The organism is Streptomyces sp. NPDC058274 (assembly GCF_042881375.1).
Lineage (GTDB): Bacteria > Actinomycetota > Actinomycetes > Streptomycetales > Streptomycetaceae > Streptomyces.
The window spans coordinates 240,884-253,438 of record NZ_JBHVXW010000003.1; the positions used below are offsets into that span (position 1 = coordinate 240,884).

General features: G+C 72.7%; 12 protein-coding genes. 9 read left to right on the plus strand and 3 right to left on the minus strand.

The features are described 5' to 3' along the window. Nucleotides 1-10 precede the first annotated feature (10 nt). The 4 genes from ACFVYF_RS08360 (at nt 11) to ACFVYF_RS08375 (ending at nt 4,724) form a co-directional block, all read left to right on the plus strand. The gene (locus tag ACFVYF_RS08360; RefSeq protein WP_389453591.1) at nt 11-448 is read left to right on the plus strand and encodes an Lrp/AsnC family transcriptional regulator; all 438 of its coding nucleotides are present in this window, start codon (nt 11-13) and stop codon (nt 446-448) included. 55 nt (nt 449-503) lie between these two features. Next, on the plus strand, nt 504-1,553 hold the full coding sequence (locus ACFVYF_RS08365; protein ID WP_389452720.1) for an NAD(P)-dependent oxidoreductase: 1,050 nt from the start codon (nt 504-506) through the stop codon (nt 1,551-1,553). Nucleotides 1,554-1,608: 55 nt separating this feature from the next. Beyond that, entirely contained in the window at nt 1,609-2,286 is a 678-nt protein-coding gene (locus ACFVYF_RS08370; RefSeq protein WP_389452723.1) for an HAD-IA family hydrolase, read from the plus strand. Between the two features lie 506 nt (nt 2,287-2,792). After that, entirely contained in the window at nt 2,793-4,724 is a 1,932-nt protein-coding gene (locus tag ACFVYF_RS08375) for a ricin-type beta-trefoil lectin domain protein (protein ID WP_389452725.1), read from the plus strand. A 300-nt stretch (nt 4,725-5,024) separates the two neighbouring features. Here the strand turns inward: ACFVYF_RS08375 and ACFVYF_RS08380 are convergent, their stop codons facing one another. Both ACFVYF_RS08380 and ACFVYF_RS08385 read right to left on the minus strand, forming a co-directional pair. Then, a complete protein-coding gene (locus ACFVYF_RS08380; RefSeq protein WP_389452728.1) occupies nt 5,025-5,765 on the minus strand; it encodes a DUF4232 domain-containing protein in 741 nt (246 codons plus the stop codon). A 141-nt stretch (nt 5,766-5,906) separates the two neighbouring features. Beyond that, nucleotides 5,907-7,286 (minus strand): serine/threonine-protein kinase, encoded by a 1,380-nt coding sequence (locus ACFVYF_RS08385; protein ID WP_389452731.1) that lies wholly within the window; start codon nt 7,284-7,286, stop codon nt 5,907-5,909. A 46-nt stretch (nt 7,287-7,332) separates the two neighbouring features. Here ACFVYF_RS08385 and ACFVYF_RS08390 point away from each other — a divergent pair, with 46 nt between their 5' ends. The 3 genes from ACFVYF_RS08390 (at nt 7,333) to ACFVYF_RS08400 (ending at nt 10,317) form a co-directional block, all read left to right on the plus strand. Further along, nucleotides 7,333-7,884, plus strand: coding sequence for an RNA polymerase sigma factor (locus tag ACFVYF_RS08390; RefSeq protein ID WP_389452734.1), 552 nt, complete (start codon nt 7,333-7,335; stop codon nt 7,882-7,884). A 436-nt stretch (nt 7,885-8,320) separates the two neighbouring features. After that, the gene (locus tag ACFVYF_RS08395) at nt 8,321-9,244 is read left to right on the plus strand and encodes an intradiol ring-cleavage dioxygenase (RefSeq protein WP_389452737.1); all 924 of its coding nucleotides are present in this window, start codon (nt 8,321-8,323) and stop codon (nt 9,242-9,244) included. Continuing rightward, nucleotides 9,241-10,317 carry a maleylacetate reductase gene (locus ACFVYF_RS08400; protein WP_389452740.1) on the plus strand — a complete coding sequence of 359 codons (1,077 nt, stop codon included), beginning with the start codon at nt 9,241-9,243 and terminating at the stop codon, nt 10,315-10,317. Before ACFVYF_RS08395 ends, ACFVYF_RS08400 begins: the two co-directional genes overlap by 4 nt. A gap of 39 nt (nt 10,318-10,356) precedes the next feature. On the opposite strand, the gene ACFVYF_RS08405 is transcribed toward ACFVYF_RS08400, so the two are convergent. Beyond that, nucleotides 10,357-10,923 carry a LysR family transcriptional regulator substrate-binding protein gene (locus ACFVYF_RS08405; protein WP_389453594.1) on the minus strand — a complete coding sequence of 189 codons (567 nt, stop codon included), beginning with the start codon at nt 10,921-10,923 and terminating at the stop codon, nt 10,357-10,359. Nucleotides 10,924-11,235: 312 nt separating this feature from the next. Between ACFVYF_RS08405 and ACFVYF_RS08410 the strand changes: the two genes are divergently transcribed. Then, nucleotides 11,236-11,451 (plus strand): hypothetical protein, encoded by a 216-nt coding sequence (locus ACFVYF_RS08410; protein WP_389452743.1) that lies wholly within the window; start codon nt 11,236-11,238, stop codon nt 11,449-11,451. 227 nt (nt 11,452-11,678) lie between these two features. Next, nucleotides 11,679-12,446, plus strand: coding sequence for an NPP1 family protein (locus ACFVYF_RS08415; RefSeq protein ID WP_389452746.1), 768 nt, complete (start codon nt 11,679-11,681; stop codon nt 12,444-12,446). Nucleotides 12,447-12,555 lie beyond the last annotated feature (109 nt).

A 12,555-nucleotide genomic window follows, 5' to 3' on the forward strand; every position in this document is an offset into this window, starting at 1 on the left:
TCACATGGGCATGGACGCCATCGACGAGAGCATCGTGCGGTGCGTGCTGCGCAACGCGCGCAGCACCTACGCAGAGATCGGGGAGGCCGCCGGGCTCTCCGCGCCGGCAGCGAAGCGACGGCTGGACCGGCTGGTCGCCGACGGCACCGTGCGCGGATTCACCGCGCTCGTCGACACCCAGGCGCTCGGCTGGCGGACCGAGGCGTTCGTCGAGGTGTACTGCAAGGGCAATCCGACACCCAGTGAGCTGCAACGGGACCTGGAGACCGTGCCTGAGGTGGTGGAGGCCTACACGGTCTCCGGCGCCGCGGACGCGATGGTCCACATGATGGCGCTCGACATCCCGCACCTGGAGCGCGCCGTCCAACGGGTCCGGGCGGCACGGGTCATCGAGCGGACCGAGAGCGTCATCGTGCTCTCCCGCCTCATCAACCGGCCGCGCGTCTGACCTCTCCGGCGCGTGCCGGAGGAACAGGAGAGAATGACCAGGACAGAGGAGTCATGTGAGCAGCTCACCCACGCCTCCCGGCGCCGTGGCCGGCAAGCCGGTCGTCGTCCTGCGCCCCGCCCCGCAGCGCACCGACCGCATCTTCACGCCCGGCGCCCTGGATCTGCTGCGTGACCGCTTCACCGTGGTGGACCTGGAGGGCGACCCCTCCGAGAAGGCCCTCGACGAAATCCTGCCCGAGACTTTCGCGATCATCGGCCAGCCCGATCTGCCCGCCGAACGGCTCGCCCGCGCGCCCGCGTTGCGCGCCCTGCTGAACGTCGAGGGCAACTTCTTCCCGAACGTCGACTACGAGACCTGCTTCGCGCGCGGTGTTCACGTCCTCGGCTGCGGGCCCGCCTACGCACAGGCCGTCGCCGAGTACGCCCTGGCCCTCGCGCTCGATCTGGCCCGGGGCATCAGCCGGGAGGACCGCGCCTTCCGCGCCGGCAGGGAGCGGTACGTCTCCGACGGCAACGCCGACGCCGTACTCCTGAACGGCTCGGACATCGGCCTGATCGGCTTCGGCAACCTGGGCCGCAGTCTGCACCGGCTGCTCGTCCCGTTCCGGCCGACCCTCCGCGTCTACGATCCCTGGCTGCCGCCGGGCGCCCTGCGGGAGTTCGGCGTGCTGCCTGCCGGCCTGGACGAGACGCTCTCCCGCAGCCGCTTCGTGTTCGTCCTCGCCACCGTCACGGACGAGAGCCGTCAGCTGATCGGGGAGCGGGAGCTGGCACTGCTCCCCGACGGCGCCCGGCTGATCCTGGTGAGCCGTGCTCCGGTCGTCGACTATCCGGCGCTGCTCTCGCACGTGGCGCGCGGCCGTCTCCTGGCGGGCATCGACGTGTGGCCGGACGAGCCGGTGGCCGCCGACGATCCGGTGCGCGGGCTGGAGGGGCTGGTCCTCTCCGCGCATCGCGCGGGCGGCATCCCGCAAGCCTTCCTGAGCATCGGTGACATGGTCCTCGACGATCTGACGCTCCTGGCCCGGGGCCTGCCGCCCGCTCGGATGCAGCCCGCCGCGCGCGAACTCGTCGGCCGCTACCGCAACCGCCCCGTCACCTGAGACCACCCGGACCGCACCCCCGGACCGCACTCCCACACGACTCCGGAGAGCGCTGATGACCGACTCGTCCCGTCCCGGCCCCGTCCTCGGCATTCCCTGTGAGGGCCTGCTCTTCGACAACGACGGTGTCCTCGTGGACTCCGACCACGGCGTCGGCCTGGCCTGGGGGCAGTGGGCCCGAGCCCGCGGGCTTTCCCCACGGGACGTCACCGCGATGGTGCACGGCCGCCGTTCGGCCGACACCGTCGCGCTGCTGGTGGCCGATCCCGGGGAGCGCCCGGCCGCGCTCGCCGAGATCGACCGGCTGGAGGTCGAGGCCGCGGCCACCACCACCGCGCTCCCGGGAGCCCTCGCCCTTCTGGAGAGCCTGCCGCAAGAGCGGTGGGCGGTCGTGACCTCCGGTGTCACCGTCCTGGCCCGGGCCCGGCTCGCGGCGGCCGGACTGCCCTCCCCGCCCGTGCTCGTCACCGCGGACGACGTCCGGCACGGAAAGCCGGCCCCCGACGGCTACCGCGCGGCGGCCGGGCACCTGGGCCTGGACCCGGCGGAGACCGTCGTCTTCGAGGACAGCACCGCGGGCGCCGAGGCGGGGACGGCGGCGGGCGCGACGGTCATCGGTGTCGGGCAGCGCGCCCTGGCCACCGACGCCTCCGTCGTCGTACGGGATCTGCGCGGGCTGGTCTGGCGCGACGGCGTACTGGACTTTGCCGAGGCTCAGTTGCTGCGCCACTGAGCGTCCCGGGCGCCGGGAGCCGACAGGGTTTCCCGGCGGCCGCCGGCTGTTCCGCCCCGAGCGAGTGCCCCGGCCATCAGGCGCAAGACCCGTTACTCATTGGTAAGTACGGCATCCCTTTCATGTTCAAGTGGCGTTGGCCGGTATAGACCATTCGGTGATTCGGTGGACTTGGATCCGGTTTGCGTCGGGGTCGAATTGCTTTCACCGAGCCACTTCTGACGCCTCGTCAATCACCGTGATCTTGATGGAATACGCGAATCGGCGTCATCACTTGTTCCGGCTCGGTGCCCTGTGCAAAGGTGTGCCCCTGTCAGTGTGCAGACAATTGGATTCCGTTGGCGCGCTGGCTGCACATCTGTTCGCCCCTCGCTTCAAAAGAGCCGGCCGAGGGGGGCGTTCCTGGTGCGCACCCCCCACATGGGTAGTCCCTCCGCTTCGTCGGGTGGGCTACATACCCATTGGTATGGACTAATTCCTGCGTTACCTTTGGGAGGAAAGCGGACGTGAATGATGGAGCTCAGTCGAATTCCCTCGGTCCCGCTCGTCTGTTCGAAGTCACGGATGCTCAGCTCGCGGCGGACCTGAAGAAGACCGCGGGGAAGGGGCCGGCGAACTATCCCGCCGGAGAACTCCTGGACCGGCACTGGGAAGCGGCCTTTACTTTCTCACGGCTGTGCACGAATGGTGTTCGGCCCGCCGGAATGCTCACCACGGCCGCATTCACCCGACTGTTCGGCGAGTCCCTGCGGGCGACCGGCCCGACGGCGGCCTGGCGACCGCTTCTGCTGGTCACCGTCCGCCGTATGGCGGCCGAATGGGACAGGGACCAACGGCGGGAGATGCTCAGTCCCGAACTGCTGGCGGGCTCCGCCTCCGGCGAGCGGACCGCGCGGTTCCTCCCGCCGGTGAACCGGCGTCTGCTGTCCCGGGCGTTCCAGCGGCTCTCGGAGCCCGCCCGCTGTCTGCTGTGGCACACCACGGTCGAGGCCGAGGAACTGGCGGTGCCGGCGGGGCTGGTGGGCCTCAGTACCGAGGACGCCTCCGACGAACTGCAGCGGGCCATGGAGCGCCTGCGCGAAAGCTGCCTGGAGATCCACCGCGAACTGGCCCCCGCCGAGGAGTGCCGCCGCTACAACCGGCTGCTGGACGTCTCCTGCCGGCGCGGCGGCCTGAATCTCGACCGTGATCTCCGGCGTCATCTGGCCGGCTGTGCCCACTGCCGCCATGCCGCCGACCAGTTGAACCAGTTCCACGGCCCGCTCGCCCTTCCGCTGGCCGAGGCCGTGATCGGCTGGGGTGCCGAGGCGTATGTCGACACCAGGCCGGGGGGTGCCATCGCGATCGTCGAGGTGCCGCGCATACCGGCCGACGCGGTGGACGCGGAAGGCGACACCCGTCTCCCGGGCCGTGCCCCGCAGCCGAAGAGCCGCTCCTCCCGCGCCCCGGCGCGTCCGCAGGGCCGCCGGGCCGAGCCCGCACAGCGACGTGCCACCAACGCCGGCTCCGCGCCGCCGTCGCGCCGGGCCCGCCGTGCCCCGCGGCGCCGGAACATCGCCCTGGCCGTGCTGACCCTGAGCGCTCTGATCGTGGTCCCGCTGGTCCTGTGGGCCGGCGGTGACTCCAACGGCATGGCCGACGACGGCTCTTCGGGCACCCCCGGCACCGGCAAGGACACGGCGCCCGGCGGGAGCAAGTCCTGGATCGGGACCGGCGACGCCGCGGACGGGGCCGTGCGGGGCCGGCTGCGCAACGAGGAGACCGGAGAGTGCATCGGTCTCGCGGGCAAGCAGGCGGTCAAGGGAGCGGAGGCCGAACTCGCCCCGTGCTCCTCGACCGCGAGCCGCGAGTGGTCGTACGGAGCGGACGGACTGCTGCGCGATCTGGCCGCCCCCGACCTCTGCCTCGACTCCCGTCTCGGCTTCGAGCTGCGGCTGGAGGCCTGCGCGGGCACGTCGCAGCCGAGCATCAACAACGTGCGCTACGACTTCACCGTCCAGGGCACCCTGGTGCCGCGCTGGAACCAGGACCTGGCGCTGGCACCCGGCTCCGCCAAGAGCAAGGCCCCCCTGGTCCTCAAGCTCCGCAAGGACGGGCCGGCCCAGCACTGGACATTCGACACGTCGTCCCCCTCGCTCCAGATGGAGGCCGTCAACTGGGCCGCCGGTGACGACCCGGAGCCGCCCGCGCTCAAGCCCGTCCCGCAGTCCGCGAAGAAGCCGACGCCCATACCCGAGCCCACGGCAAAGCCCTCGGCGCCGGCCGCCACCCCGGAGCCGACGCCCTCGGCCACGGTTCCCGCGTGGGGCATCTGCTCTACGTACTACTACTGCCCGGGCACCGGAGAGTACGACTGGTCCGGTTCCGGCTCCGGGTATGACGGCGGCTCCGGCCACGACGGCGGCTCCGGCAGGGACGGGGGCGGCGGCAGGCACTGACGTCCCGCGCGGGAACGTACACCGAAGCAAGATCAGGACCCGGCCGTCTGCGCAGCCGCGGTGCCCAGGAACTCCGGCCGGCCGCCGAGCGGCGACTGACCCGGAGCGAGGGTACGCAGCTTGCGCAGCACCGCCGGGTCCTGTGCTTGCAGCCAATCCAATCCACCAACTGCCGGAAGAACGCCCTGCGTACGTCGTCGTACGCGGCGATGTGCTCGACGGCCTCCTCGACAGCGTCCATGCAGCCGGGCACACGCCGGACCCGCCGGATGGATCGGGAGGTCCGGCGGGGAGTCCCGGTCAGGCGGTGGTGCCGGGGCGGACGACCGTCAGGGAGACGGACGAGGAGTTGCCGGACACGGGCACCTCGCCCTGCGTCCACTTCACCTTGAGCGGGTCCTTCTCGTCGGGCGGGGTGATCAGGAGCGCGGCGGGCATGGCCGACTTCGCCCCGCTCACCTCGGGGTTGCTGAACGTCATACCGGCCGACGCGCTCCGCCCGGGGGCCAGCGTGATGGTCGTGGGCGACCCCGACGAGCGCTTCGGATCGGGGCCCAGCTGCTTGCCCGACGCGTCGACGAAGGCCGCTCCCGGGAAGCCGCGCAGCGTGCAGGTGCGCTGGGAGGCGTTGGTGAGGACGAGCGGGAAGTTCTCCTGCCCGGCGCCGGGGTCGTTCCTGCCGACCGAGGCGTTCAGCTCGGAGGTGTGGCAGCGGGTGCCGGTGGCACCGCTCCCGGTCGAGGCCGTGGCCGAGCCGGACTTCGTGGCCTTGCCGGATCCGGTCGGGGCCGCGCTGTCGGCCGGGTGGGCGGTGGGGCTCGAAGTCGCCTCTGTCGTACGGTCGCCGGAGGCCGGCTCGGCCGTACCGGGCAGTTTCTGCGGAGCACCGCTCGAGCCGTCGTCAGTGCCGCAGGCGGTCAGCGCACCGAGCAGCGCGATGCCTGCCAGCCATGCCGCGCGGCGAGCGTGGGGGGATGGGCGACGTGCGGGAACCGCGCCGGAGTGGTCCCTGTCCGCGTCACCGTGCCGGTAGGTCGCCATGCCACAACTCCTTGATCGTCACTGCCCGCGCTCGGCGCGTGCACACGGCGCGTTGTGCCCCGTCATCAGTGTCCGATGCACTGAGGTACGGAAAAGTTCGCCGAATCGACAGGCAGGTTCCGCAGTTGTTGCGCAGTGCCGTCAGGATCCGACCCGAATGGAGTCCAGTACGCGGTCGGCGGCCGTGCTGCCGCTGTCGGCCTGGCGGATCTGCACGTACACCTGCGGCTGCGGATCGCCGTCCGCGGCGGTGAGCCCCGCCTCCGTGACGGAGCCGCTGCCCGGGCAGTCGCTCCAGGTCCGGGTCAGCCCGTGCCAGTGGGCGCCGGTGTAGGGGCGGCTGCCTTCGTAGTGGCAGTCGTTGTGGGCGATCGTGCGGACCTGCGCGGTGACGTCGCCGTGTCCGCTCAGTCCGACGAAGGCCCCGCTGACCCGCGTGGTCAGGTCCTGCCATGCCGACAGGTCGTCCGCGACGGCGAGTCCGGGTTCCTTCGCGTCCCGCAGGCCCAGCGCCCGCGGATTCCAGCCGGACTCGCGCAGCTGCCGGCTCCAGTCGTCCGGCACCTCCACCGAGACCCGTCCGGAGGCGTCCGCGACGCGCACGGGGCCGGGCGGGGGCTGCCGTGTCACCAGCGCGACGGTCACCCCGGCGGCACCGACCACGACCGCCGCGGCCAGCGCCGTGAGCACGGTCCGGCGCCGGCGCCGCGGCCGGCGGGCGCCGCCGCGCGACGCCTGCTCCGCCAGCCGGTCCAGCTCGTCGGCGAAACCCGGCGCGGTGGGCCAGCGCCGCTCACGGTCGGGTTCCAGGGCGCGCATCAGGGCCCGGGTGACGTCCGGGTCCAGGTCCGTACGGAGCCGGTCCGGGCGGACGACCTTCCCGGGCGGGCCGGGGACCGTGCCGGTGAGGAGGTGATAGCCGAGGGCGCCCAGGCTGTAGATGTCGGCCCGCGCGTCGATCCCGTACCCCGGCTCGGCCTGCTCCGGCGGGGTGTAGCCGGCCGAACCCGCCGCCATGGTCAGCCCGGACGCCTGGGCCAGGCTCTTGGCCAGCCCGAGGTCCGCGAGCAGGACCCGGTCGCCGGCCGCCGAGGAGCGCAGCAGCACGTTCGACGGCTTGATGTCCCGGTGCACGATGCCGGCCTCGTGCAGCGCGGCGGCTCCCCGGGCGGCGAGGGCGGTCATGCGCAGCGCCTCGGCCACGGGCAGCGGTCCCGCCCCGACCCGGTCGGCGAGGGTGCCGCCGTCGGCGTACTCCATGACGAAGTAGGGCCGGCCGTCCGGCAGTTCACCGATGTCGTAGACCTGGACGACCCGGTTCGTGTCCGCGCGGCGCAGCAGCCGCGCCTCGGAGAGGAACCGCTCCCGGACGTCCAGGTGGTCGACCCAGTTCTCGGAGAGCACCTTCACGGCGACGGTGGCCTCCAGCTCGTCGTCGTGGGCGAGCCAGACGACGCCGAAGCCGCCCGCGCCGAGGCGCCGGTCGAGGCGGTAGCGGCCGACCCGCTCCAGGGAGTGCATGCGACTATCATGCCTGGCCTCTGAGCGACACGGAGGGGAGCATCCAGTGCAGGACGCGGCGGGGACCGAGGAGCTCGCGCTGCGTGCGGCCGGGGGCGACGGGGCGGCGCTGGACGAGCTGCTCCAGCGTGTCCGGCCCGAGGTCGTCCGGCGCTGCGGGCGCTTCCTGCCCTGCCGCGAGGACGCCGAGGAGGCGGCGCAGGACGTCCTCCTCCAAGTAGCCCGGAAGATCACCAGCTTCGAGGGCCGCAGCCGCTTCAGTACCTGGCTGTACACGGTGGTCGCCAACTGCGCGCGCCAGAAGTACCGCGAGTTGAAGCGCAGGGCCCTCGAGCAGCCCGTGCCGGTCGACGCGACGCAGCAGGCCGATCCGCGCACCACGAGCGTGATCGCGGGTTCCCGGATCGACCTGCTGGAGGCGCTGGAGCGCCTGGAGCGGGAGCACCCCCACCTGGTGGCGCCGCTGGTCTACCGGGACATCTGCCAGCTGGAGTACGCCGAGGTCGCCGAGCGGATCGGCATCCCGCTCGGGACGCTCAAGTCCCGTCTGCACGAGGCGCGCAGGCAGGTCAGGCCCTGGCTCGCCGACGCCTCCTGAGGCCCTGGCGGGCGGCCGCTCCGCACGCCCTGACTTCACAGGACCCTCGCGCGACATTCCTGACTGTGCATCAGAACCGTGGTGTCAGAAGGCCGTTGACCCCAGGTGCCGACGGCGCGCGCACTTCCGCCCTTCCGCCCTTCCCTCGTCCTCACCGCCACGCCGGAGCGACCTGCCATGGCCACGAGCGCGGACCCGCGAGACGCATCCAGCCCTCCCGGACGACCGGGCCGTCACGGCGCCGGGCTCGCGGTCGCCGCGGGTCTCCGCAGCGGCGCCCTCGCGGCCGGCCTGCCCCGCTCGGCACGTACGACGTGGTGGTGATCAATGGCGCCCGCTCGGGAGCCCGCAGGGCACGCGCGGTTGCCGACACCCGCGCGACGGCGGATCCTCGGACCGTGCCTGAGGCGATCACCCGCGGGACCAGGGGAGTGGAATGACGACCGAATCCACCGACACCACCGGCTCCACCCCATCCGTACGCCCGGCGGACGCCGCCGGCCTCACCGCGGACGCCGGCCTCACCGAGGCAGTCGTCGACAGCCTCCGGGACACCGCCGATCCCCGGCTGCGTGCGCTGCTGACCGCGCTCACCCGCCACCTGCACGCCTTCGTCCGCGAGACGGAGCCGACGATCGCGGAGTGGGAACGGGCGATCGGCTTCCTGACCGCGACCGGCCAGACGTGCACCGACACCCGGCAGGAGTTCATCCTCCTGTCCGACGTGCTGGGCGTCTCGATGCTGGTGGAGTCGGTCAACGGCCACCGCGGCCCGGCCGCCACCGAGTCCACCGTCCTCGGCCCCTTCCACCTGACCGAGTCACCGGTCCGCGCGCTCGGCGCGGACATCGACCTGGTGGGCGGCGGCGAGCCGTGCGTGGTCAGCGGCCGGGTGCTGGCCGCGGACGGCACCCCGCTGCCCGGCGCGGTCCTCGACGTCTGGCAGGCCGACACCGAGGGCTACTACGACGTACAGCAGCCGGACGTCCAGCCGCCGGGCAACGGACGGGGACTCTTCACGGCCGACGGCGACGGCCGGTTCTGGTTCCGCACCTGCGTCCCGAGCCCGTACCCGATCCCCACCGACGGCCCGGTCGGCGCCCTGCTGCGTGCCACGGGCCGGCACCCCTTCCGGCCCGCCCACATCCACTTCATCGTTTCGGCCGCGGGGCACACCCCCGTCACGACGCACATCTTCGTGGCGGGCAGCGACTACCTCGACTCCGATGCCGTGTTCGCCGTCAAGGAGAGCCTGGTCCAGGACTTCACGCAGACCGACGACCCGTCCCTGGCAAGGGAGTTCGGCGTCGCGAACCCGTTCCGCCACGCGCGCTTCGACCTCGTACTGGAGCCGGTATGAGCACCCCTGACGCACCGCTCGACTTCGCATACGAGACCCCGCCGGCCCGGGTGGTCTTCCGGCCCGGCGCCGCGGTGTCCGCGACACCGGACGCGGCCGCGCGGCTCGGGCTGCGCCGGCTGCTGGTGGTGTGCGGCAGCCGGGGCGAGGCCACCGCGCGGGCGGTCGCCGACGCCCTCGGCGACAGCTGCGCGGGGCTGCACGCCGGCGCCAGGATGCATGTGCCCGTGGAGGTCGCGGACCGGGCCGTCGAGGTGGTCCGGGCGGCGGGCGCCGACGGGTGCGTCGCGGTCGGCGGCGGCTCCGCGATCGGCCTCGGCAAGGCGATCGCGCTGCGCACCGGCCTGCCGCTCATCGCGGTGCCCTCCACGTACTCCGGCTCGGAGATGACCCCCGTCTGGGGCCTGACCGAACACGGCGCCAAGCGCACCGGCCGCGACCCCGTCGTCCAGCCCCGCGGCGTCGTCTACGACCCGGAGCTCACCCTCTCCCTCCCGGTGCCCCTCTCCGTGACCAGTGGCATCAACGCCCTCGCGCACGCCGCCGAAGCGCTGTACGCGCCCGACGTCTCGCCCCTGGTCGCCCTCATGGCCGAGGAGGGCGTACGGGCCATGGCCGGCGCCCTCCCCGCGGTGGCCGCCGCTCCCGACGACCTCGGCGCGCGCGGCCGTGCCCTGTACGGAGCCTGGCTGTGCGGGTCCTGCCTCGGTGCCACGACCATGGGGCTGCACCACAAGCTCTGCCATGTGCTCGGCGGCACCTTCGGCCTGCCGCACGCGCAGACGCACACGGTCGTCCTGCCGTACGCCCTCGCCTACAACGCGCCCGCCGCGCCCCGGGCGATCGCCGCCCTGGAACGAACCCTGGCGACCGACGACGTCCCGCGCTTCCTCCGCGACCTCGCCGGCCGGCTCGGCGCGCCCCGCTCGCTGGCCGAACTCGGGCTCACCGAGGCCGACTTGGCGCTCGCCGCCACGCAGGTCGCCGGCCAGGCCTACCCGAATCCGCGCGAGGTCACGGAGGACGGCGTATTCGGCCTGCTGAAAGCGGCGCTCCAGGGCGCGGCCCCCTGACGGAGGAGGCCCGGACCGGGCCGCCACTCGGACATGGCGTCAGTCCGTGCCCAGGCCGGGGCCGAGGTGCTCCTGCACATGTGGGGGCAGCACACGGGCGTGGGCGGCGAGCAGGTCGAGGAAGGCGGTCGTCAGCGGGTCCGGATGCGGGCGGGCGTAGGCGGTCAGGGCGCGGCGCACGGGCGGGTCGGGGCGGAGCAGCCGGCCGGTGAAGTGCGGTGGGATGACATTGGCGGGGACCAGCGCGGGGCCCAGGCCCGCCGCGGCGAGCAGGGGCGCGGCGGCGGTCTGCTCGGTGCGGACCGCCGTCAGGGGACGGAATCCGGCGGCGGCGCAGGTCCGGTCGAGGATCTCGGCGAGGCCGTTGCCCGTGGCGTAGTGCACCCAGCTGCGCTCGGCCAGGTCGGCGAGCCGTACGCGGGTGGCGCCCTGACGGGCGGCCGGGTCGTCCGCCGCGACGACCACGACGAACTCCTCGGTGCCCAGCTCGCGCAGCAGCCCTTCCCAGCGCGGCGGCCGGGGCCCGACGGCGAGGTCTGCGCGGCCTGCGGTCATCGTGTCGTGCAACTCCGCCGAGTGCCGGTGGTCCAGCAGCCGTACCTGGATCCTTCCTGCGCCAGGTCGCCGAGGGCAATCCCGCCCGCCGCGTCGGCACCCCCGACGACATCGTCCAGGCGGTTCTGTTCACCCTCACCAACCCGTATGTCACCGGCACCGTGGTGCACGTGGACGGCGGCGGACGGCTCGCCTGACCGGGGCGGGTCACGGCACACCCGCGAGTCCTGGGCTCGCCGCCCCTCCAGGAGCCCGCGCCCGCACCGCCAATTGGCCCGCTCCGACAGGCCTACGGGGGATCTTGTTCACCCGGACAGCCGTGACAAAAGGGGTGTATCGCCTCGGTGTGCTGAAGATGTGCTCATGACCTACATGAAGCGCACCACCACGGTGCTCACCGGCCTCCTGCTGAGCGTCGCCGTCCTCGGTGGCACGACGGCGACCGCCCACGCCGCAGAGAGCGTGAACCGCGGCAACCACAGCAGTTACGGCGACTACAAGGAATGCGCCAACAACGACTTCGGCGTGACCCTCCTCGGGATTCCTCTCCTGGGGCTGCTGATCCCGGACAAGTGCTGACCCGTTCCCCCCGGGGACGCGCGGAGGCCGCCTCCGCGCGTCCCTTCTTTCTGTCCGAATGCCCCCAACTGGCCCGTTCCCCGCATTGGTTGACGCGGGTTGGCTGATCCGTCATCACTCTGACACCCCCTGATGCTTGTGCTGTCGGCCGCTGCCCGAAAAGCTGATCTGGGCATGCCAACACGACCGCCTGCCCCCACCCCGCGGTCGACCAGGAGGACGCAGTAGTGAAGACAACCTCGCGTATCGGCAAGGTCTCGTTCATCCTCGGCAGCGCCGTCGCGCTCGTCGTCGCTCTCTCGGGCACCGCGCTCGCCGACCCGCCCACGGCCCTGCCCGCCAACGCGGACGGGCTGGAGCAGACCTTCCAGCCGGCCTACGACTACGACACGGACGGCTGCTACCCCACGCCGGCCATCGGTCCCGACGGGACGATCAACCCGGGTCTCAACCCGAGCGGTGCGCTGAACGGCCAGTGCCGCGACTCCTGGGACCTCGACAACACCAACGGGTACTCCCGCGAGAAGTGCAACAACGGCTGGTGCGCGATCATGTACGGCCTGTACTTCGAGAAGGACCAGGCCGTGGTCGGCAGCAGCCTCGGCGGGCACCGCAACGACTGGGAGCACGTCGTGGTGTGGGTGCAGAACAACCAGGCCCAGTACGTCTCGACCTCCGCCCACGGCAACTTCAACGTCTACCCGCGTGACCAGATCCGGTGGGACGGGACGCACCCCAAGGCCGTCTACCACAAGGACGGCGTGGGCACGCACTGCTTCCGCCCGGCGAACGCCAACGACGAGCCGCCGGAGAATCACTACCACTCCTGGCAGTTCCCGAGGCTGGTCGGCTGGAACGGCTATCCCGCGGGCCTCCGCGACAAGCTGAGCCAGGCCAACTTCGGAAGCGCGGTGTTCGGCCTCAAGGACGGCAACTTCAACTACCACCTGGAGAAGGCCAAGCCGGCCGGCATCGCCTTCGACCCGAACGCCTGACGAACCCGGGGCGGGGGGGGGGGGGGGGCGCCCCCCCCCCCCCCCCGCGGGCAACCACCGCCCCCGCCCCCCCGCCGCCCGCGGGGGGGGGGCCCGCCGCACCCGCGCG